The organism is Paenibacillus sp. FSL P2-0089, assembly GCF_038595095.1.
In the GTDB taxonomy this organism is placed as follows: domain Bacteria; phylum Bacillota; class Bacilli; order Paenibacillales; family Paenibacillaceae; genus Paenibacillus_AQ; species Paenibacillus_AQ silagei.
Genome location: NZ_CP152006.1, coordinates 4767255 through 4786979, shown reverse-complemented (window position 1 = coordinate 4786979; position 19725 = coordinate 4767255). Strand labels below are relative to the sequence as shown.

General features: G+C 55.0%; 24 protein-coding genes. 23 read left to right on the top strand and 1 reads right to left on the bottom strand.

Annotation, left to right across the window (positions count from 1 at the left end; genetic code table 11):
• Positions 1-446: 446 nt before the first annotated feature.
• Positions 447-1313 (bottom strand): YitT family protein, encoded by an 867-nt coding sequence (locus tag NST69_RS20225; RefSeq protein WP_209871170.1) that lies wholly within the window; start codon positions 1311-1313, stop codon positions 447-449.
• 266 nt (positions 1314-1579) lie between these two features.
• Here NST69_RS20225 and NST69_RS20220 point away from each other — a divergent pair, with 266 nt between their 5' ends.
• The 23 genes from NST69_RS20220 (at position 1580) to argR (ending at position 19711) form a co-directional block, all read left to right on the top strand.
• A complete protein-coding gene (locus tag NST69_RS20220) occupies positions 1580-1822 on the top strand; it encodes a YqhV family protein (protein WP_076079974.1) in 243 nt (80 codons plus the stop codon).
• Positions 1823-1904: 82 nt separating this feature from the next.
• Positions 1905-2912 (top strand): stage III sporulation protein AA, encoded by a 1008-nt coding sequence (gene spoIIIAA / locus NST69_RS20215; protein WP_339249531.1) that lies wholly within the window; start codon positions 1905-1907, stop codon positions 2910-2912.
• The gene (gene spoIIIAB / locus NST69_RS20210) at positions 2905-3423 is read left to right on the top strand and encodes a stage III sporulation protein SpoIIIAB (protein WP_339310478.1); all 519 of its coding nucleotides are present in this window, start codon (positions 2905-2907) and stop codon (positions 3421-3423) included. The genes spoIIIAA and spoIIIAB overlap by 8 nt, the downstream gene beginning before the upstream one ends.
• Positions 3424-3436: 13 nt before the next feature.
• Complete coding sequence (gene spoIIIAC / locus NST69_RS20205) at positions 3437-3640, top strand: stage III sporulation protein AC (protein WP_020426549.1); 204 nt, start codon at positions 3437-3439, stop codon at positions 3638-3640.
• 9 nt (positions 3641-3649) lie between these two features.
• Positions 3650-4039, top strand: coding sequence for a stage III sporulation protein AD (spoIIIAD, locus tag NST69_RS20200; protein ID WP_036698407.1), 390 nt, complete (start codon positions 3650-3652; stop codon positions 4037-4039).
• A gap of 47 nt (positions 4040-4086) precedes the next feature.
• Positions 4087-5400, top strand: coding sequence for a stage III sporulation protein AE (gene spoIIIAE / locus NST69_RS20195; protein WP_339249526.1), 1314 nt, complete (start codon positions 4087-4089; stop codon positions 5398-5400).
• Positions 5401-5424: 24 nt separating this feature from the next.
• Positions 5425-6228, top strand: a complete 804-nt coding sequence (gene spoIIIAF / locus NST69_RS20190) for a stage III sporulation protein AF (protein ID WP_339249525.1) — start codon at positions 5425-5427, stop codon at positions 6226-6228.
• 17 nt (positions 6229-6245) lie between these two features.
• A complete protein-coding gene (spoIIIAG, locus tag NST69_RS20185; RefSeq protein ID WP_036731930.1) occupies positions 6246-6884 on the top strand; it encodes a stage III sporulation protein AG in 639 nt (212 codons plus the stop codon).
• 108 nt (positions 6885-6992) lie between these two features.
• A complete protein-coding gene (locus NST69_RS20180) occupies positions 6993-7913 on the top strand; it encodes a SpoIIIAH-like family protein (protein ID WP_076079901.1) in 921 nt (306 codons plus the stop codon).
• A gap of 277 nt (positions 7914-8190) precedes the next feature.
• Positions 8191-8700: an acetyl-CoA carboxylase biotin carboxyl carrier protein gene (gene accB / locus NST69_RS20175; RefSeq protein ID WP_036698397.1), complete on the top strand. Its 510-nt coding sequence runs from the start codon at positions 8191-8193 to the stop codon at positions 8698-8700.
• 56 nt (positions 8701-8756) lie between these two features.
• The gene (accC, locus tag NST69_RS20170; protein ID WP_342546973.1) at positions 8757-10100 is read left to right on the top strand and encodes an acetyl-CoA carboxylase biotin carboxylase subunit; all 1344 of its coding nucleotides are present in this window, start codon (positions 8757-8759) and stop codon (positions 10098-10100) included.
• A gap of 118 nt (positions 10101-10218) precedes the next feature.
• A complete protein-coding gene (locus NST69_RS20165) occupies positions 10219-10635 on the top strand; it encodes an Asp23/Gls24 family envelope stress response protein (protein ID WP_036698392.1) in 417 nt (138 codons plus the stop codon).
• Positions 10636-10707: 72 nt separating this feature from the next.
• Positions 10708-11247 carry an alkaline shock response membrane anchor protein AmaP gene (gene amaP, locus NST69_RS20160; protein WP_036698389.1) on the top strand — a complete coding sequence of 180 codons (540 nt, stop codon included), beginning with the start codon at positions 10708-10710 and terminating at the stop codon, positions 11245-11247.
• A 15-nt stretch (positions 11248-11262) separates the two neighbouring features.
• Positions 11263-11496: a DUF2273 domain-containing protein gene (locus NST69_RS20155; protein ID WP_036698387.1), complete on the top strand. Its 234-nt coding sequence runs from the start codon at positions 11263-11265 to the stop codon at positions 11494-11496.
• A 260-nt stretch (positions 11497-11756) separates the two neighbouring features.
• Positions 11757-12206: a transcription antitermination factor NusB gene (nusB, locus tag NST69_RS20150; RefSeq protein WP_036698385.1), complete on the top strand. Its 450-nt coding sequence runs from the start codon at positions 11757-11759 to the stop codon at positions 12204-12206.
• 86 nt (positions 12207-12292) lie between these two features.
• The gene (folD, locus tag NST69_RS20145) at positions 12293-13150 is read left to right on the top strand and encodes a bifunctional methylenetetrahydrofolate dehydrogenase/methenyltetrahydrofolate cyclohydrolase FolD (protein WP_036698383.1); all 858 of its coding nucleotides are present in this window, start codon (positions 12293-12295) and stop codon (positions 13148-13150) included.
• A 9-nt stretch (positions 13151-13159) separates the two neighbouring features.
• The gene (gene xseA, locus NST69_RS20140) at positions 13160-14533 is read left to right on the top strand and encodes an exodeoxyribonuclease VII large subunit (protein WP_340979755.1); all 1374 of its coding nucleotides are present in this window, start codon (positions 13160-13162) and stop codon (positions 14531-14533) included.
• On the top strand, positions 14517-14774 hold the full coding sequence (gene xseB / locus NST69_RS20135; RefSeq protein WP_036731943.1) for an exodeoxyribonuclease VII small subunit: 258 nt from the start codon (positions 14517-14519) through the stop codon (positions 14772-14774). The genes xseA and xseB overlap by 17 nt, the downstream gene beginning before the upstream one ends.
• Positions 14761-15708, top strand: a complete 948-nt coding sequence (locus NST69_RS20130; protein ID WP_209871149.1) for a polyprenyl synthetase family protein — start codon at positions 14761-14763, stop codon at positions 15706-15708. Before xseB ends, NST69_RS20130 begins: the two co-directional genes overlap by 14 nt.
• 95 nt (positions 15709-15803) lie before the next feature.
• Entirely contained in the window at positions 15804-17708 is a 1905-nt protein-coding gene (gene dxs / locus NST69_RS20125; RefSeq protein WP_340979753.1) for a 1-deoxy-D-xylulose-5-phosphate synthase, read from the top strand.
• A gap of 42 nt (positions 17709-17750) precedes the next feature.
• Entirely contained in the window at positions 17751-18641 is an 891-nt protein-coding gene (locus tag NST69_RS20120) for a TlyA family RNA methyltransferase (RefSeq protein WP_340979752.1), read from the top strand.
• A 123-nt stretch (positions 18642-18764) separates the two neighbouring features.
• Positions 18765-19235: a hypothetical protein gene (locus tag NST69_RS20115; protein ID WP_235192067.1), complete on the top strand. Its 471-nt coding sequence runs from the start codon at positions 18765-18767 to the stop codon at positions 19233-19235.
• A gap of 26 nt (positions 19236-19261) precedes the next feature.
• The gene (gene argR / locus NST69_RS20110) at positions 19262-19711 is read left to right on the top strand and encodes a transcriptional regulator ArgR (protein WP_036698370.1); all 450 of its coding nucleotides are present in this window, start codon (positions 19262-19264) and stop codon (positions 19709-19711) included.
• The last annotated feature ends 14 nt before the right edge of the window (positions 19712-19725 follow it).

Sequence of the window (19725 nt, the reverse complement as noted above, 5' to 3'; positions counted from 1 at the left end):
TGTATGTCAAAAACCGAATACATTACGCCTACGACAGGCTAGACGGCCGAATGTATGTCAAAAACCGAATACAGTACGCCTACGACAGGCTAGACGGCCGAATGTATGTCAAAAACCGAATACATTATGCCTACGACAGGCTAAACGGCCGAATGTATGTCAAAAACCGAATACATTAGGCCTGCGACAGGCTAGGCGGGCTGAATGTATGTCAAAAACCGAATACATTATACTGACGATAAGCTAAATGAGCCGGATCTGTACCGACGTAAGCGTCGTAAAGCGGTTTATGTATAAGATAAAGACACAGTGAACAACCGCTCCCTTAATCTTAAGTTAAAAAGAGTGCTGTTACCCGCAAAAGCGGAGAACAGCACTCTTTTCTTTTGCCGCAAAATATGTTACTTGCCTGACGCTCCGGCGGGCGGCAGCAAGCTCGCTCCTGCTTAGCTTAGCCGCCGGAACCTGCCCATAATCTCCACGGTCTCCAGCACGTTAACGAAGGATTTCGGATCGGTCTCCAGAATCGTCTTGCGCAGATCTGCCAGCTCATAGCGGGTGGTTACGGTCATCAGCATCGTATTGCCTTCGTGACTGTATCCGCCCTCGGCGTTCACAACCGTGATGCCGTGCGGCAGACTGGTCAGCCGGTTCAGCATTTTCTCGCGCTCCTTCGTGACGATGAAGCAGGTCAGCTTGATATGGCGGATGTGGATCATGTCCACCACCCGGCTTTTGACGAAGATACAGAGCATCGCGTACAGCGCGGAATCCCAGCTTTTGAAGAAGCCCAGACACAGAATGACGAGACCGTCCATTACGAACAGCACCGTCCCCATGGGAATATCCCGCTTGCGGGTGATGATGGAGCCGAGAATGTCGAAGCCCCCGGAAGATCCTCCCGCCCGCAGAGAGAAGCCAACCCCTCCCGCAATAATCACCCCGCCGAAGATACTGGCCAGAATCGGGTCCTTGGTAAGCTTCACCACAGGGATCACGTTCAGGAACCAGGTGGTGGAGAGTACAGACAGCATGCTATAGCAGATGTACTTTTTGCCCACGGCGACGAAGCCCCAGATCAGGATCGGGAGATTGATGGCGAAATAATACAACGAAATATACTTTGGATGGGTCAAATACCCGATGATGGAAGCTGTCCCGGCTACACCGCCGCTGAGCAGCTGATGCGGAATCAGGAACAGGCGGAGCCCGGCTGCTACCAGAAAGGCTGAAAATACAATAATAGCTACCTCTTTTACCTGTCTGCCTATCGTTCCTGATACAAGCGGTACTACGAAATTACGAACTTGCATGATTGTGATCCCCTTCTTTGCTCAGTTATCTTTGGATGCGGAAAAATTAATTTTATCATACCGATGATATTTTTTTATGGAGGGCGGCACTATGATATCTTTCACACCTCCTGAAATCTGTGCTAGTATCCCCATTTCTTCTTGTCTAAAGTCACCCCCTTCCGCATATCCATGGATAACAGCTTGTTTGATTTGCAGTGAAATGGCGGGCGGGCCCATAGATTTGGAAAAGGGAGATGGGATATTTGGACAAGTATGTAAGCTGGATGTCGGCCCTGCGGCTGCTGTCTGGCAGTGTAGAAATTGCGGCGGCTTTGATTATGCTGAAGCTGAATCAGGTGGATAAGGCACTGGCTGTCAATTCGGGACTGGCGCTTGTCGGCCCTACGATTCTCATTCTGACCACGGCTGTGGGCCTTACAGGGATGGCTGAGCAGCTGTCCTGGGGGAAGCTCGGCTGGATTGGCTGCGGGGTGGCTATTCTCTTATTCGGGATTCTCAAGAAATGATAGATGATAGGCATAAAGCATAAGTACAAGCATAAATATGAGATAAAGCTATTTAGTAGAGGACAGCTTGGGGGTACCTGGTATGGCAAATGACTGGCTTTTGTTGTTTCCCGAAAAAGTAAGAGCGCTGCTCGGCGGCCTCCCCGCTGCGCTCCTGGACAAGGTGGAGGAGATTCGCGTCCGTGAGGGACGGCCGCTAGAGATCAACTATTCCGGCAAGTATCATTTCATCGGTGCCGGCGGCACCCTGACCCAGCTTCCCGGCGAGGCTTACCGGCCGGACCGGGAGGATACGCACCGGCTGCTGGACCTCATCAGCAATCATTCCCTCTATACGATGGAAGAGGAGCTGCGCAAGGGCTTCATCACGATTCCCGGCGGACACCGGATCGGTCTCTGCGGCCGGACGGTGCTGAGCGGGGGCGGCGTGGAGCATCTGCGTGATATTACCGGCTTCAACGTGCGGATTGCCCGTGAGGTGCACGGCATCGCCGACGGCGTACTGCCGTATCTGCTGGACCGGGGGCGGCAGCGTGTGATGCATACGCTGATTCTGTCCCCGCCGCAGCATGGCAAGACCACGCTGCTGCGCGATCTGGCCAGGCAGCTGTCGGCAGGTACAAGCGGCGGCCGGGAAGGCAGCCGGCCGGGGCTGAAGGTCGGCATCGTCGACGAACGCTCTGAGATCGCAGGCAGCCGCCGGGGAATTCCGGCCTTCGATGTCGGGCCGCGCACGGACATTCTGGACGGCTGCCCCAAGGCGGAGGGCATGATGATGATGATCCGCTCCTTGTCGCCCGATGTGCTGATCGCCGATGAAATCGGCCGCATGGAGGACGCAGAGGCGGTGACCGAGGCGCTGCACGCCGGGATCTCGGTGGTTGCTTCTGCGCACGGCAAGGAAGTGTCCGAGCTTGCCCGGCGGCCCGGACTTGGCGGGCTGCTGGAGCACCGGATGTTCGAGCGGTATGTGATACTGCACCGCGGAGCCTCTGGCTTGTCCTTCCGCATTCTGGACGCCCAGAAGCGGGGTCTGCTGCTGGTCTCGCCGGAGCAGCAGCCGGTGTCAGGGGGTGACCGCCATGCTTAAGCTGCTTGGCGCGGTAATGATCGTGCTGGCGGGAACCCTGGCCGGCTTCAAGCGGGCGGCCCAGTATGCCGACCGGCCGAGACATATCCGGGCCTTGATTGCAGCGCTCCAGCGGCTAGAGACCGAGATCCAGTACGGCTACACGCCGCTGCCGGAGGCGCTGCGCCGGATTGGAATGCAGACAAAGGAGCCGCTGCGGGCCTTCTTCCTTACGGCGGCGGAGGAGATGAACCCGCCGTATAACTACAGTGCGGAAGAGGCCATCCGGCGGGCGATGGAAGCCCACTGGAGCAGCGCATCGCTGCGGGGCACGGAGAAGGAGATCATCCGGCAGCTAAGCTGCACGCTCGGAACCAGTGACCGTCCGAATCAGAGCACGCATATTGCACTGGCTTTACAGCAATTGAAGCAGGAGGAGACAGCGGCCAGAGAAGATCAGGGCAAGTATGAGAAGGTGAGTAAAAGCCTGGGTCTGCTGCTTGGAGCATTGATCGTCATTTTGATCTTTTAGCGAGGTGCCAGGAATGAATATTGAAGTCAACGCGATCTTTCAGATTGCCGGCATCGGCATCATTATCGCCATGATCCATACGGTGCTTAAGCAGATGGGCAAAGAGGATATCGCCCACTGGGTAACGATTGTCGGCTTTATCATCGTCCTGTTCATGGTCATCCGGATGCTGGATGGGCTGCTGCAGGAAATCAAAACGATTTTTCTTTTTCAATAGGCTGAGGTTATGGAAATCATTCAGATTGTGGGAATCGGCATCTTGGCGACGGTCCTTATCCTCGTCCTGAAGGAACAAAAGCCGGTATTCGCCTTCCTGCTGACCACTGCGGCCGGCATCCTGATCTTCCTGTTCCTGATCGGCAAGATCGGAACGATTCTCGGTACGCTGGAGCGGGTGGCGGAGTCCTCCGGGATGGAAATGATCCACATCAAAACGGTGTTCAAAATCATCGGCATCTCCTATATTGCGGAATTCGGGGCGCAGATCGTGAGGGATGCCGGGCAGGAATCGATTGCTTCCAAGATTGAGCTGGCCGGCAAGGTGCTGATCATGGTGCTGGCTGTTCCGATTATCAGCATTATTATTGAAACGGTCATGAAGCTGCTGCCAGCCTGATACAGCGGACATGCCGGACAAGTTGGAGTAGAGCGGAGGTGAGGGGAATGCAGGAGCATAGTATTTTTCGGCCGCCAAAAGGGGGAAAGGCGCTCCTGCTTCTGCCAGCCCTGTTGCTGGTGCTCCAGCTGCTTCTGCTGTGTGGAAGCACGGCAAGTGCGGCAAGTGTTGCGAATGCTGCAAGCGCGGGAAGTGTGGCAAGTACTGCAAGCGGGTCCCCTGTTCCTTCAGCTCCGGCTACAGGCGGCAGCGGAGGTCTGGCATCTCCTGTTGACCAGTGGGTGAAAGGGCAGGTGGAGCATCTGCCAAAAGACAAAGTCGAGTCTTACTGGGACCAGCTGATGAAGGATTACGGGGGATTTTTCCCGGAGGGACGGACACCTTCCTTGATGGATATGCTGCTGCCGGGAGATAAGGGCTTAAGCTTCAAAAGCGTATTGTCCGGCCTGATGAACTTCATGTGGCATGAGGTGCTATACAACGGCAAGCTGCTGGTCACGATTGTGATGATCAGTGTGCTGAGTATGATTCTGGAGACGCTTCAGACCGCTTTTGAACGGAAATCTGTCAGCAAGATTGCTTATATGCTCTGCTACATGGTGGTGCTGGTCATCGCCGTTAACAGCTTCAATGTCGCTATCGGCTATGCCAAGGATGCCATCGACCGGATGATCGACTTCATGATGGCTATGATTCCGCTGCTGTTCGCGCTGCTGGCCTCAATGGGCAATATCGTCACGGTGTCGGTGACCCATCCGCTGATCGTATTCATGATCCATACCGTAGGCACGCTGATTCATACGCTGGTCTTCCCGCTGCTGTTCTTCTCGGCGGTGCTGCATCTGGTGAGCGCCATGTCGGAGAAATACAAGCTGACCCATCTGGCGAATCTGCTGCGCAATATCGGGGCCGGGCTGCTCGGGGTGCTGCTGACGGTGTTCCTCGGCGTGATCTCCGTCCGGGGGATTACCAGCTCGGTTACAGACGGAGTGACCATACGCGCGGCCAAATATATTACAGGGAATTTCGTGCCGGTGATCGGTAAAATGTTCGCGGATGCCACCGACACGGTCATCTCGGCCTCACTGCTGGTGAAGAACGCCATCGGGCTGTCGGGAGTGATCATTATCCTCTTCCTGTGTGCGTTCCCGGCAATCAAAATTCTGATCCTCGCCCTGATCTACAATCTGGCCGCCGCTGTCATGCAGCCGCTGGGCGAGACACCGATTGTGACCTGCCTGCAGACGATCGGCAAAAGCATGATTTATGTCTTCGCGGCGCTGGCCGCCGTCTCGCTGATGTTCTTCCTGGCAGTAACCATTATGCTGACTGCGGGCAATGTGACCGTAATGATGCGCTAGAACGAAATGACAAGGAGGTGCGCCATGTCCTGGCTCAGCAGTTGGCTCCATGAGCTGATTCTCGTCGTGCTGATGGCTGCATTCGTGGAGATGCTGCTGCCCAGCAAATCCATGGAACGCTACGCCAGACTGGTGCTCAGCCTGCTGGTTCTGCTGACAATGCTAAGCCCGATAATCTCTCTGCTGAAAGGGGATGCCAGCAAGGAGCTGACCGTGGCGATGCAGCAGCAGGAAAGAAGCGGGGGGCTGCTGAACAGAGCGGAGGGTGCACCGGATTCGCTGGACAAGATTCTGGCGGACGGGCGGATGCTGGCTGCCGGAGCCCGCGACCAGAGCCTGAAGCTGGCTGCCGAGGAAATCGCCGGCCAGATGCGCGACCAAATTGCCGGGAGCACCGGGCTCGGCGGGGTGAAGGTAACGGTGGCCCTGGCCATGGGCCCGAATCCAAATGCGCCGCTCGGCGAGGAGGTGCCGCTGATCTCCTCGGTCACAGTAGCGCTTCCGCCGGAGCAGAGCGCCTCTGGAGGCGCTGTCCAGGGTGGGGGCGCATCATCCCTCCCGTCAGCCGGGCCGATACAGATTAACCCTGTGGAGCCGGTCCAGGTCAGCCTGGAAGGCAGCGGGGGAGATGGTGAAGCGCAGGAAGCGTCATCCTCAGGTGGTGGTTCGGCTCCGGCGTCCTCCTCTTCCGGGAGCGGCACTGAGGGAGTGCAGGAGACCCAGGCGGAAGAAGCCGGAACAATTATCCAGCTGCTGGAGAAGAACTGGAACCTGGACCCCGCTTTGATCAAGGTGCAAAGCAGCGGGGGCGGTACCGTGAAATCATAATTGAAGGAGGGAAATCAATGGGCAATTGGCTGAAAAAGCTGGAGCAGTGGGCCGGAGGCGGCAACGGCAGCCCGAAGCGCAGCCACACCTTCCGATGGCTAATCATTATCGGCCTGCTGGGTGTTGCAATTATGCTGTTCAACTCCTTCGTGAATGTGAAGAAGCTGGACAACGAGAACACAGGGCGTGAACCGCCGGACAGCGGGACCTCGCAGACAGTCCTGCAGCAGGAGACCGGGAGCGCGAATTCTTTTGACAGCATCGAACTGGCGATGGAGAACCGCACGAAGGAGATTCTGGAGAAAATCGTGGGGGTCGGTACTGTGGATATCATGGTCACCGTAGATTCCACAGAGGAGATTATCGTGCAGCGCAATATGAACGACTCGCAGCAGCAAAGTGAAGAAACAGATGCCAGCGGCGGTAAACGCCATACCACCCAGTACACCAGGGACGGCCAGATCGTCACTTACAGCCAGTCAGGGAATGAGGCTCCGATCATCACCAAGCGGGTGAAGCCTCAGGTAAGGGGAGTGCTGGTGGTCGCCAAAGGGGCAGAGAACAAGGTCGTGCGCAGTCTGATTGAGCAGGCGGTTGAAAAAGGGCTTAACGTACCGGTCTACCGGATTTCTGTTGTCCCGCGCAAGCAGGAATAGGCATGTCTCCGGCAACCCCGGCATATGCTTTAACAGAAGAGGCTTGTACGATACACACGGGCACAGACGACAAGAGGGCTGGCAACAAAATTATAGGAGGTATAAACAATGAAGGGCAAAAGACAAACGATTTGGCTGGTTTCTATGCTCAGTTTGATGGTAGTGCTCTCTGCATATTATCTGTTCACGGAAGATACGGGGGCTCCCATCCCCAAAGAAACTGCAGGCAGCATCCAGGTGGACACTATAAAAGACGGAACGGGCGGCGGAACTGCGACTACGCTGGACAGCGGACTTGTCATCAAAGAGGTCAGCACGGACAAAGGAATTGCAGTAGGAACCGTGGATGACAGCAGCAAGACCACCAAGGATGAAGCGGCATCGACAGTGGCAACGGATGACAGCACGACTCCGGCCGTGATAGATGACAGCAGTGTGGTTGCTGACAGCAGTAACACTGCCAAGGATACAACTGCTGCAACGGACAAGGCGGCCACTACTACAGCTGATAAAGGTAAGGATACGGCTGGCAGCAAGGATACCAAGGAAAATAAGGACACCAAGGATACCAAGGACAGCAAAGACAGCAAGGATACGTCAGCCGCTGTAGACAAGACTCCGGCGAAGGACGACGAGGCGATTCTGGATGAAGTGGCTTCGCAGAGCGTATCGGCGAGCAGCCTGTTCACGAACTACCTGTACGAACGCGAACAGAAGAACCTGAAGGATCACAATGATCTGCTGGCGCTGATTAACGATATGGATAAGACACCGGCTGAGAATGCAGCAGCCCAGGAGCAGCTCAGCAAGCTGGAAGAGAAAGAGTCCAAGATCACCGGGATTGAAGAGAAGCTTCAACAAAAATACGGTGAGGCCATTGTGAAAGAAGAAGCCGGTGACGCCTACACGATCGTGGTGCTTAGCGATAAGCTGGATGTGAAGCAGGCGGTCGGTATCGTGGATTTTGTAATGAAGGAACTGAGCGTTACCCAGGACAAGATTAAGGTCCAATACGTCTCGGAGCAGTAAGCCGGCTGAATAAAATCAGGGAAAATAGAATAAAATGCCGAAAGAGCCCGGGCGCGTCCCAGGCTCTTTCCATTTCTAGCGTTTGTGATATAATACATAAAGTTATCGATGCATAGAAAAAGAAGATTACGCAGGCAGCGGTTACACAAGGTAGCGATTCAAGAGAATTACAGGGCAGACCCGCGTTACGGGTATGCTTGTCAGAACGGATATCGTACCCTGCTCAGCCAGCGTCCCAAAATGGCTTCGAGAGAAAGCTGAAGGAGTGAACTACCCAATGTTCAAGTTAAGCGAGATTAAGGAATTGATTCAATTGCTGGACCAGACTTCCTCCGTGCACGAGCTGGAGATTGAAAGCGAAGGTATGAAGCTGGCTATCCGTAAACCGGATCGCTCTGAAGCTGAAGGAACAGTAATTCAGGCGGCTCCTTATACCTACCCCTTTACGCCAGCCCCGCAGCCGCAAAGTCCGCAGATTATTGCCCCTCAGGCTGTTAGTGAAGTTCCTGCTGCGGCGCAGCAGCCCGCAACCTCCGCTGAAGGCGCATTACATAAAATCGTCTCGCCGATGGTTGGGACCTTCTATAGTGCCGCTTCACCGGAGACGCCTTCCTTTGTTAATGTCGGAGACCGGGTGAATGAGAAATCTACGGTCTGCATCATTGAAGCGATGAAGCTGATGAATGAGCTGGAAGCCGAAGTGAAGGGCGAGATTGTCTCTGTCCTGGTTGAGAACGGCCAACTGGTGGAATACGGTCAGCCGCTGTTTCTGGTGAGAGCGGAATAATTGCCGCGAGAATGAAGAGGAGCTTTCAAGCTTCGCTAAACTTTGGGAGGAAACGCATGAACATTCAAAAAGTGTTGATTGCCAACCGCGGCGAGATTGCGGTCCGCATTATCCGGGCCTGCCGCGAGCTGGGTATTGCCACCGTGGCTGTCTATTCGGAGCCGGACCGCGATTCCCTGCATGTACGTCTTGCGGATGAGGCGTACTGTATCGGACCGATGCCCGCCAAGGACAGCTATCTGAACTTTACTAATATTATGAGCGTTGCCACGCTGACGGAATGCGATGCTATTCACCCCGGCTATGGCTTCCTGGCCGAGAACGCGGATTTCGCCGAGATCTGTGAATCCTGTAACATTACCTTCATCGGCCCGTCTCCGGATGCGATTACCCGGATGGGCGACAAGGCTGTTGCCAAAGAAACGATGAAGCTGGCCGGAGTTCCGATTATTCCGGGCTCGGACGGGATTGTCGGTGACTTAGAGGAAGCAGTGATGCTCGGCCGTGATATCGGGTACCCCCTTATCGTCAAAGCTACGGCAGGCGGCGGAGGCAAGGGCATCCGCATCGCCGAGGATGAAGAGTCACTGGTGAAGCAGATTACCGCTGCCCAGCAGGAAGCGCAGAAGAATTTCGGCAACGCCGGAGTCTATTTGGAGAAATTCCTGACCGGCATGAAGCATGTGGAGATTCAGATCATCGCCGATAATCACGGCAACGTCGTCCACTTGGGCGAGCGTGACTGCTCTGTGCAGCGCCGCCGCCAGAAGCTGATCGAAGAAGCGCCTTGCTCGGTACTTACCCCGGAGGTCCGCGATGCGATGGGCCAAGCGGCGGTACGGGCTGCACTGGCGGTTAATTACTCGGGGGCGGGTACTCTGGAATTCCTGCTGGGTCCTGACGGACATTTCTATTTCATGGAGATGAATACACGGATTCAGGTGGAGCATCCGGTAACGGAGATGGTCACCGGTGTCGATCTCATTAAGGAAATGATCTCAGTAGCGGAAGGTAATCCCCTCTCCTTCACCCAGGAGGATATTGTGATCAACGGCTGGTCGATTGAATGCCGCATTAATGCCGAGGACCCTGAGCGTAATTTCATGCCGTCTCCGGGCAAAATCGGCTTCTATCTGCCACCGGGCGGATTTGGGGTGCGGGTCGACAGCGCGGCGTATCCGGGCTATACCATTTCACCTTTTTATGACTCCATGATTGCCAAGCTGATCGTCTGGGCACCGACCCGGGAAGAGGCTGTAGCCAAGATGAAGCGTGCACTGGCTGAATTTGCGGTGGAGGGCATACATACCACCATTTCATTCCACCAGAGACTGCTGGAGCATCCGGTGTTTTTGGACGGGAACTTCGATATCAAGTTCCTTGAGGAGTATGAAGTTTAGGACGGCTTCTCATGGTTTGTCATAAAGTTCGTCAAATGATATAGTATGTTTAATAAGAGGCGTACTGCCCGCTTGAAGTGCCCCTACAACTTTTTTGCTGGAAAGGTGTGAAGTCCAAATGAGTACATTGCCGACAGAATTTGAACGTACGGAAATCGGTGAAATCCAGATCGCTCCAGAGGTGATCGAGGTTATCGCCGGTTTGGCAACCGTTGAGGTGAAAGGTGTGGCCGGAATGAGCGGCGGTTTCGCCGGCGGAATCGTGGAGCTTCTCGGACGCAAGAACCTGTCCAAAGGGGTTAAGGTTGAGGTTGGACAGCGCGAGGCTGCGGTGGATGTGTCCGTAATTATCGAATACGGCTACCGTCTTCCGGAAGTGGCTGCTGAAATTCAGCGCAATGTTAAGCGTTCCATCGAAACCATGACCGGTCTGACCGTTGTGGAAGTGAACGTGCATATCCATGATGTGCAGTTCAAAAGCAATACAAGCATTGACAAGAGCGAGGACACGGATGCGGTTATCCGCGTGAAGTAAGGGTTCAGTTCTTCCATAAACCCCCGACAGTGCGTCGAGGGTTTACCTTAATTTAAGGAGGTTGTGAGACTCGTGGCCAAAATTCTGGACAGGCTTCTGCTGTTCCTGTACAGCTTAAGCATTGGAATACTATCTGTAACTGCCATCCTCCTCTTAAGCGGTGTCATTCCGGACAAGTATGAGATTTCGGACGGACCGGCGGTCTATATCGCTGCGATCTCGGTGGCGGTCATTCTGTTCCTGCTGAGCATCCGCTTCTTCTACATCTCCCTGCGCCGTGACCGCGCTTCCCTGCCGTCTGTGGATCAGCGTACAGAGTATGGGGATATTCAGATCTCAATGGAGACCATTGAGAACCTGAGTCTGAAGGCTGCGGGCAAAGTGAAGGGCATCCGCGACCTGAAATCGCGCATCCGTGTCTCACAGGCGGGTCTTGAGATTATGATCCGGGCGGTCGTCGACGGTGAGCATTCACTGCCGCTGCTTACTACGGATGTACAGCGCCAGGTACATGATTTCGTACAGGAGACAACCGGAATTCCGGTTGCAGATGTGTCTGTATACATTGCTAACCTCACACAGGCACCAAGCTTCAAAAGTCGAGTGGAATAGAGGTGAGTTTCCCTTATGTCCTGGAGAGAAGTATGGGAAAGTCACGGGGGTAGAATTACCGGAGTTGCCTTCGGTGTCTTTCTCGGATTGATTTATCTGATTAGCGGTTTTTGGGATATGCTGTTCTTTGCACTGGTAGTGTTCATCGGATATACGTTCGGCAAACGAAAGGATACCGCGCAGGGTCCCCTGTTTCAATGGCAGGAGATCGCAGAGCGGCTGTCCGGACGCTGGCGTCCCTTCAAATGAACCGCGATAGTCTTTCTCCCGGAAGCCTGGAACCCGTTACTTTGAGTTGCTGACCTGCGGAAGAAAGGCTGCGCGGTTTTTTGCTGAAAAGGCAATATAAATTGCCCGGAGTGGGCTTTTTGAGAAAATTAAGGGTATAAATGCTCCTATATCAGCCTATGCGGCTGTTTATGTGAGGAAATGTAGTATAGAAGCTGGTCCGGTTATAATCGTTGTAATCTGTAACACCAAAACAAGAGGTTAGTTCGTAGGAGGAACACATGAAGAGACGTTTAGCGAGAGAAATTATTGTACAAAGCCTGTACCAGATGGAAATGAACGATGTAGAGGTTACCGAAGCGGTTGACATGCTGATTGAAGAAGCGGCGGATGAGAACGAAACCGAGCGTGTCATTACGGATGAGATCGAACTGAAGGCTTATGTAGTTACGCATGTCAACGGCGTGTGGGAGCACAAAATGGCGATTGACGATATGCTGGAGCATTATCTTAAGGGCTGGCAGATGAGCCGCTTGTCACGTGTAGACCGTCAGATTCTGCGTCTGGCTACCTTCGAGATGATCTTCGCCAGCGATGTGCCGGCCAAGGTGTCTGTCAATGAGGCGATTGATCTGGCCAAGCATTTCGGCACAGAGGATTCCGGTAAATTCGTAAACGGTGTTCTCGGCAAAATGATTCAGGATGTGGACACGCTTAGAGCTGAGCTGTAGTTCAGCTTCAGATTCGATTCAGGTTGAGCAGCATGCGGCAGTAACAGGCTTATAAGCCTTCAATAGACAATAGGGGAGAGACTTACATGACAGCAGCGATTATCAGCGGTAAACAGGTATCGGACGACATTCGGATCGGGATTGCCCGGGAGGTTGCAGACTTAGCGGAGCGCGGCGTGAAGCCGGGTCTGGCTGTCGTTCTGGTCGGTGAAGATCCGGCTTCCCAGGTCTATGTGCGCAACAAGGAGAAGTCTTGTATTGAACTGGGCTTCCATTCCGAGGTGCACCGGCTGGATGCCGCTACCACCCAGCAGGAGCTGCTGGCACTGGTGGCGGACCTGAACGGCCGCAGCGATATTGACGGCATCCTCGTTCAGCTGCCGCTTCCGAAGCATATTGAAGAGAAGGCTGTGATTGACGCCATCTCGGTAGAGAAGGATGTGGACGGCTTCCACCCGGTCAATGTGGGGAACCTCGTCATCGGGGACGACAGTCTGCTTCCCTGTACACCTGCCGGGGTTATTGAACTAATCAAGCGGACCGGTACGGACATTTCCGGCAAGCATGCGGTAGTGATCGGCCGCAGTAATATTGTCGGCAAGCCTGTATCCCTGCTGTTACAGCGGGAGAATGCCACAGTAACGATGTGCCACTCGCGCACAGCGAATATGGCTGAGCTTAGCCGCCAGGCCGATATCCTGGTGGTAGCGATTGGACGGGCCAACTTCATCGATGCTTCGTTCGTGAAGCCGGGTGCGATTGTGATTGATGTTGGCATGAACCGTCTGGATACCGGCAAGCTTGCCGGCGATGTCGATTATGAGAGTGCCCGGGAAGTGGCCGGGTTCATTACGCCTGTGCCGGGCGGAGTTGGACCGATGACCATCACCATGCTGATGAGCAACACGCTGATCGCGGCCAAACGCCGCCGCGGCCTGAAGTAGGCCGGACTTATGGCGGCAGAGCGGCAGATCTACTCCATCAAGGAGCTTAACAAATATATCCGTATGAAGCTGGATTCGGATGTGCTGCTGTCCGACGTATGGATTCGCGGTGAAATCTCGAATTTCACCCATCACGGAAGCGGGCATATGTACTTCACGCTGAAGGATGAGAGCAGCCGGATCAAAGCCATCATGTTCGCTTCGCATAACTCGCGGCTGCCGTTCGTGCCGAAGGAAGGCACGAAGGTAATCGCCAGGGGAAATGTGACTGTATATGAACGGGACGGGCAATACCAGTTCTATGCAACACATATGCAGCCTGACGGAATCGGCAGCCTGTATCTGGCTTACGAGCAGCTGAAGAGCAAGCTGGAGAAGGAAGGCCTGTTCGCAGCGGAGCGCAAGCGTCCGCTGCCGCAATTCCCGCGCTGCATCGGGGTTGTGACCTCCCCGACAGGAGCGGCTGTGAGGGATATCATCATCACCCTGCAGCGGCGCTACCCGCAGGTTGCGATTGTACTCCACCCTGTACTAGTGCAGGGAAAGGGGGCTGGACCGTCCATTGTACAGGCCATACAGAACCTGAATGCCATGGGAGAGGCCGATGTGCTGATCGTCGGGCGCGGCGGCGGCTCCCTGGAGGAGCTGTGGGCCTTCAATGAAGAGGCCGTTGCCCGGGCGATTGCGGCCTCCGGGATTCCGGTCATCTCGGCCGTTGGCCACGAGACCGACTTCACGATCGCCGATTTCGCCGCCGATCTCCGGGCGGCCACCCCTACGGCAGCGGCGGAGCTCGCTGTGCCGAGCGCAGCCGAGCTGGCCGGGCAGCTGCGCATGGCCCGGCAGCGGCTGCGCCAAGGGCTGCTGCGCCGCTCACAGCGCGGCGGCGAACGCCTCGCTGCGCTGCAGCGCTCGCTGGCGCTGGCCGGCCCCCGCCGGCAGCTGGCCCAGCACGCGCAGCGGCTGGATATGCTGCGCGCGGCCCTGCTCCGCGCAGCAGAGGCAAGGCACAGCCGCGCGCAGGGGCGCAGCGCGCTGCTGCACCAGAGCCTGCAGCGCTTCCATCCGCTTAGCAGCGTCAGCGCTGCCCGCCGGCGCACGGATGGCCTCACCCGTGAGCTGACGGCGGCCATGCAGGCGCGCCTTGCAGATAAGCGCGCGCGGTTCGGGGCAGAGCTGCGCCATCTGGATGCGCTCAGCCCGCTTAAGGTCATGTCACGGGGCTACAGCCTTGTGTATGACGAGAAAGAGCAGCATTTAATCAAATCGCTGAAGGAAGTAGAGCTTGGCGATGTGGTCAACATAAAGCTTAATGACGGACAACTAAACTGCCAAGTATGGGGAATGAAGGAGGATGGCAAAGCGAATGGCGAAGGAAGCTGAACTGGATTTTGAGGGAGCCATGGAGCGCCTGGAGGGTATCGTGCGTGAGCTTGAACACGGTGACGTTCCCCTGGAGAAGGCGATTGATTTATTCCAGCAGGGAATGAAGCTCTCGCAGCTATGCGGCAGTAAGCTGGAGCAAGTGGAACGCAAGATTGAAATGATCACTGTGGAGGATGGCGAACTTCGCAAGAAGCCATTCGGCAACCGGCTGGAAGGCGATAGCGATGAGTCATTCTGAGCTTGAGCCATCGGGCGGTTCGGCAGCGGCGCAGGGCCGCGAACCGCTGGAGGAATATATAGCAGACGTTAGCCGCTGGGTTGCCGCTGCTCTCAGCGGAGTTGTACCGGAGCAGTGGGACGTCCCCCGGGTCCTAAGAGAGTCGATGGAATACTCACTGCAAGCTGGTGGTAAGCGCCTGCGGCCGCTGCTGGTCACCGCTGCCTGCGAGGCGCTGGGCGGCAGCCGTGAAGCTGCGCTGCCTGTAGCAGCAGCGATTGAAATGGTGCATACCTATTCTCTGATTCATGACGATCTGCCGGCGATGGATAATGATGATTACCGGCGCGGCAAGCTGACGAACCATAAGGTCTTTGGGGAAGCGATGGCCATTCTGGCCGGGGATTCGCTGCTGACCCATGCGTTCTACAGTGTGGTACAAGCCTCCCGTAAGCATGGGGTTCCGGCAGAGCGCGTGTTGTCCATCGTGGAGGATCTGGCCGAGATGGCCGGCCCGCGCGGTATGGTCGGCGGTCAGGTAGCTGATATGGAAGGCGAGCAGGGAATGACCGATCTGCAGCAGCTTCAGTACATTCATCTGCACAAGACCGGCGATCTGATGATCTTCTCCTTGCTTGCGGGCGGCAGAATCGCCGGTGCGAATGAGCAGCAGCTGGAAGCCCTGCGCCGCTTCGGCACACAGATTGGCCTGGCCTTCCAGATTCAGGATGATATTCTGGACCTCATCGGCGATGAGAGCAAGCTGGGCAAAAAAACCGGCAGTGATATCAAGCAGCAAAAAGTAACCTATCCGTATTTCATCGGGCTGGAAGCTTCGCGCGCGGAGGTCAAGGAATTGACCGCAGCAGCGCGTCATGCGATCCTTGAGGGTGGGTTCCAGGACCCTTCCCGGCTGCTGGAAATTGCCGATTATTTGATGTCACGCGATCACTAAATGAAGTTTCGCAAACGGCTGTGTTTCGACAGCCGTTTCGTTTGTGTTATAATGGGGTTTATATTTTACAACATCTAGGAAAGCGGGGAATACTCGTGCTGCTTCCACAAATAAATGATCCTCAGCAACTTAAATCTCTATCAGTCGGGGAACTGGCTGCACTTGCGGAGGAGATCCGCCAGTTTCTGATCGAGAAGCTGTCTGTAACAGGGGGGCATCTCGCATCCAATCTGGGCGTCGTGGAGCTTACACTGGCCCTGCATTACTGTTATGACAGTCCACGGGACAAAATGATTTATGACGTAGGGCATCAGGCGTATGTCCACAAAATATTAACCGGCCGCCAGGACCGGTTCGATTCACTGCGCAAGCACGGCGGATTATGCGGCTTCGTCAAGCGTACAGAGAGCGAGCATGATGTCTGGGAAGCCGGACACAGCAGTACCTCTTTGTCCGCAGCCATGGGTATGGCGATGGCCCGTGATTTGAAGGGCGGAGACAATAAGGTAATTGCCGTGATCGGCGACGGTGCCCTTACCGGCGGTATGGCTTTTGAAGCCTTGAACCATATTGGACATGAGGGCCGCAAGCTGATGGTCATCCTTAATGATAATGAAATGTCGATTGCTCCGAATGTAGGGGCAATGCATAACTATCTAAGCAAGATTCGTTCAGACCGTCATTATCTGCGGGCCAAGGACGAGGTCGAAGGCCTGCTGAAGAAAATTCCGGCCATCGGCGGACGTCTGGCGAAGACTGCGCAGAATGTGAAGGATGGCCTGAAGAACATGCTGGTGCCCGGTGTTCTGTTTGAAGAACTCGGATTTACCTATCTGGGACCCGTGGACGGTCATGATCTGGAGAAGATGATCGACACCTTCCATCAGGCGGATAATGTATCTGGGCCTGTGCTGGTGCATGTGCTTACCACCAAAGGCAAGGGCTACAAACCGGCGGAAGTCGATTCCTATAAATGGCACGGCATTTCCCCCTACAAAATCGAATCTGGCCAGGTGCTTCAAGCGGTCGGCAATCCGATGTACACGGAAGTCTTCGGACAGACGTTAATTGAGCTGGGGCATCAGGACAAGCGGCTGATTGCCGTAACACCGGCGATGCCGGGCGGCTCGGGACTTTTCCCGTTCGCCAAGGAATTCCCGGACCGGATGATTGATGTCGGGATTGCGGAGCAGCATGCCGCCACATTATGTGCGGCCTTGGCTATGGAAGGCATGAAGCCGGTATTTGCCGTCTATTCCACCTTCATGCAGCGTGCCTATGATCAGATCGTTCATGACATTTGCCGCCATAATGCCAATGTTATGTTCGCCATCGACCGTGCGGGCTTCGTCGGCGCGGACGGGGAGACCCATCAGGGCGTGTACGATATCGCTTTTATGCGTCATATCCCGAACATGGTGCTTATGATGCCGAAGGATGAGAATGAGCTGCGCCACATGATGAAGACGGCGCTGGACTATAATGAAGGACCGATTGCTTACCGTTATCCGCGGATTAACGGCACGGGTGTGGCTATGGATGCTGAGCTGCACAGTCTGCCTATCGGCACCTGGGAACGTCTGCGTCCTGGTGAGGATTACGCCGTGCTTGCCTGCGGCCCGATGGTTCAGGTTGCTGAAGAGGCGGCAGAAGTGCTGAAGCGTGAAGGGATTCAGGTCGGTGTGGTGAATGCGCGCTTCCTGAAGCCGCTGGATAACACCATGCTGCTTGATCTGGCACATGCCGGAACGGGGATGGTGGTGCTGGAAGAAGCGAGCCAGGCCGGCAGCCTTGGCAGTGCGGTGCTGGAGTTCTTTGCAGAGCATGAGATATATGATACGCATGTCCACCTGATGGGCGTGCCGGATATTTTCGTCGAGCATGGATCGATTAAGGAGCAACGCCAGGAAACCGGCCTTACCGTTGAAGCCGTGTGCGCACGTATAAAGTCAATGAAGGGTCTTAGCACTTATACCTATAAGTCAACTTCCACCTCGTAAGAGCAGGGGCGGAAGGCGGACCGAAGTGATCGGGAGATGAACATGGAACACCCTAAGGAACGAATTGATGTGCTGTTAGTGGAGCAAGGCTTCTACGACAGCCGGGAGAAGGCCAAGGCTGCCATTATGGCGGGGCTTGTGCTTGCGAACGAAGAACGGATAGAAAAGCCGGGGATGAAAGTGCTGCGCAGCTCTATTCTAAGAGTCAAGGGAGCACTGCACCCCTATGTCAGCCGCGGCGGCTTGAAGCTGGAGAAGGCCTTGCGGCAGTTCGGCATCGAGCTGACCGGCCGTAATATGCTGGATATCGGCTCCTCAACAGGAGGCTTCACCGATTGTGCACTTCAGAACGGAGCGGCTCATGTGTACGCGATTGATGTGGGACATAACCAGCTCGACTGGAGCCTGCGTAATGATGAACGGGTAACCGTAATGGAGCAGACCAACTTCCGTTACATGACCCCGCCCGATTTGAAGGGACCGGTACCTGACTTTGCAAGTATCGATGTCTCCTTCATTTCACTGAAGATCATCCTGCCGCCGCTTATGGCGCTGCTGAACCGTCCTGCTGATATCGCTGCGCTGATTAAGCCGCAGTTCGAAGCCGGGCGCGAGAAGGTGGGCAAGTCTGGAGTTGTGCGCGAACCTGCTGTTCACCGGGAGGTGCTGATAAACGTACTGTCCATGGCAGCCGAACTGGGCTACACGCTTGCAGGACTGACGTATTCCCCCATTACCGGCGGGGAAGGTAATATTGAATTTCTGGCACACTGGAAGCTGCTGCCTGCTGAGGCTGCGGAGCAGCCTTCAGTGCAGCAGACTTCTGCGGCTGAAGCACAGCCGAATAATTTCGCCGCGCTTGCCGACTCGGTTATTAAGGAAGCGAATGCAACCTTCAGCGCTGCGGGCCATGGAAACTCATCTAAGAGATGAGTTTCTTTTGCTGCCAATATAAGAAATTACAGGTCTCCCCGAACCGGAAATTAACGGCAGATTGTCAGACCGAAGCAGGATTTCGCCCGCCCTCGCGCGAATAGATTCACCGAGGTGATGGGAGTGGCGAGCTCGGACAAGGCTGTAGTGGCACTTATGGGACTGGCGGCGGCAATCTTTATCCTTTATAGAATCTATATCTGGCTGCAGGGGTCTCCGGGTTCCTTCATGAAGGACCGGGTGCCGATCAACAAGGTCATTCAGTCCCATCCGTCCATCGCTCTGCTGGAGGATGCGGGATATGAGGTCATTGGCGGTAAGCTGAAGATTCCGCTGTCTTTTCAGGTGAATGGGGCACCGATGTACAGCAGGCTGTTCATTGATTATGTAGCGACCAGGAATGAGGAGCATTATTATCTGGTCATCCTGTCCCGCCCCCGCAAGGAGCTTGAATTCACCGGCAGTGGACTCCGGGACCATATCCTCCCCTATCTGCTGATCTACCCGGATTGTAGCGGGGTACTCTATGTGGATACGGTGAATTCCAACATTCATGTAATTAATTTCGGCAAGGACGACGGAGAATCCAGTTAAGCACTATATAAATACGGGAGGCAACAATGAAGGGACACAGGCATATCAAGATTAGAGAGATTATCTCGCAAAAGGAAATCGAAACCCAGGATGATCTGGTGGAGGCACTGCGTGAATCGGGTTTTCAAGTTACACAGGCTACCGTATCCCGTGATATCAAGGAACTGCTGCTGATCAAGGTTCCGATGGATGACGGGCGTTACAAGTATTCCCTGCCCACCGACCAGCGTTACAACCCGACCCAGAAGCTGAAGCGGGTGCTGGTGGACAACTTTGTACAAATCGACTATTCCGCGAATCTTGTGGTGATGAAATGTCTGCCGGGAACGGCCAATTCCGTGGCTGCGCTGATCGATAATATCGACTGGCCGCAAATTATGGGTACGATCTCAGGAGACGACACTATTCTGATAATCTGCCGCCAGCCGGAGGACAGCAAGGACGTTATTTCACAAATTATGGGCTATATATCGTAGTTCTGCTTACGGGC

Excerpts from the sequence above, each read along its gene's own strand:
- nusB (WP_036698385.1), top strand. The coding sequence starts at position 11,757 with ATGAAGAGACGTTTAGCGAGAGAAATTATTGTACAAAGCCTGTACCAG.
- accB (WP_036698397.1), top strand. The coding sequence starts at position 8,191 with ATGTTCAAGTTAAGCGAGATTAAGGAATTGATTCAATTGCTGGACCAG.
- spoIIIAA (WP_339249531.1), top strand. The coding sequence starts at position 1,905 with ATGGCAAATGACTGGCTTTTGTTGTTTCCCGAAAAAGTAAGAGCGCTG.
- NST69_RS20180 (WP_076079901.1), top strand. The coding sequence starts at position 6,993 with ATGAAGGGCAAAAGACAAACGATTTGGCTGGTTTCTATGCTCAGTTTG.
- NST69_RS20165 (WP_036698392.1), top strand. The coding sequence starts at position 10,219 with ATGAGTACATTGCCGACAGAATTTGAACGTACGGAAATCGGTGAAATC.
- NST69_RS20155 (WP_036698387.1), top strand. The coding sequence starts at position 11,263 with ATGTCCTGGAGAGAAGTATGGGAAAGTCACGGGGGTAGAATTACCGGA.
- spoIIIAE (WP_339249526.1), top strand. The coding sequence starts at position 4,087 with ATGCAGGAGCATAGTATTTTTCGGCCGCCAAAAGGGGGAAAGGCGCTC.
- folD (WP_036698383.1), top strand. The coding sequence starts at position 12,293 with ATGACAGCAGCGATTATCAGCGGTAAACAGGTATCGGACGACATTCGG.
- NST69_RS20130 (WP_209871149.1), top strand. The coding sequence starts at position 14,761 with ATGAGTCATTCTGAGCTTGAGCCATCGGGCGGTTCGGCAGCGGCGCAG.
- NST69_RS20220 (WP_076079974.1), top strand. The coding sequence starts at position 1,580 with ATGTCGGCCCTGCGGCTGCTGTCTGGCAGTGTAGAAATTGCGGCGGCT.
- NST69_RS20120 (WP_340979752.1), top strand. The coding sequence starts at position 17,751 with ATGGAACACCCTAAGGAACGAATTGATGTGCTGTTAGTGGAGCAAGGC.
- spoIIIAG (WP_036731930.1), top strand. The coding sequence starts at position 6,246 with ATGGGCAATTGGCTGAAAAAGCTGGAGCAGTGGGCCGGAGGCGGCAAC.
- spoIIIAF (WP_339249525.1), top strand. The coding sequence starts at position 5,425 with ATGTCCTGGCTCAGCAGTTGGCTCCATGAGCTGATTCTCGTCGTGCTG.
- spoIIIAC (WP_020426549.1), top strand. The coding sequence starts at position 3,437 with ATGAATATTGAAGTCAACGCGATCTTTCAGATTGCCGGCATCGGCATC.
- argR (WP_036698370.1), top strand. The coding sequence starts at position 19,262 with ATGAAGGGACACAGGCATATCAAGATTAGAGAGATTATCTCGCAAAAG.
- spoIIIAB (WP_339310478.1), top strand. The coding sequence starts at position 2,905 with ATGCTTAAGCTGCTTGGCGCGGTAATGATCGTGCTGGCGGGAACCCTG.
- xseA (WP_340979755.1), top strand. The coding sequence starts at position 13,160 with ATGGCGGCAGAGCGGCAGATCTACTCCATCAAGGAGCTTAACAAATAT.
- spoIIIAD (WP_036698407.1), top strand. The coding sequence starts at position 3,650 with ATGGAAATCATTCAGATTGTGGGAATCGGCATCTTGGCGACGGTCCTT.
- xseB (WP_036731943.1), top strand. The coding sequence starts at position 14,517 with ATGGCGAAGGAAGCTGAACTGGATTTTGAGGGAGCCATGGAGCGCCTG.
- accC (WP_342546973.1), top strand. The coding sequence starts at position 8,757 with ATGAACATTCAAAAAGTGTTGATTGCCAACCGCGGCGAGATTGCGGTC.
- NST69_RS20225 (WP_209871170.1), bottom strand. The coding sequence starts at position 1,313 with ATGCAAGTTCGTAATTTCGTAGTACCGCTTGTATCAGGAACGATAGGC.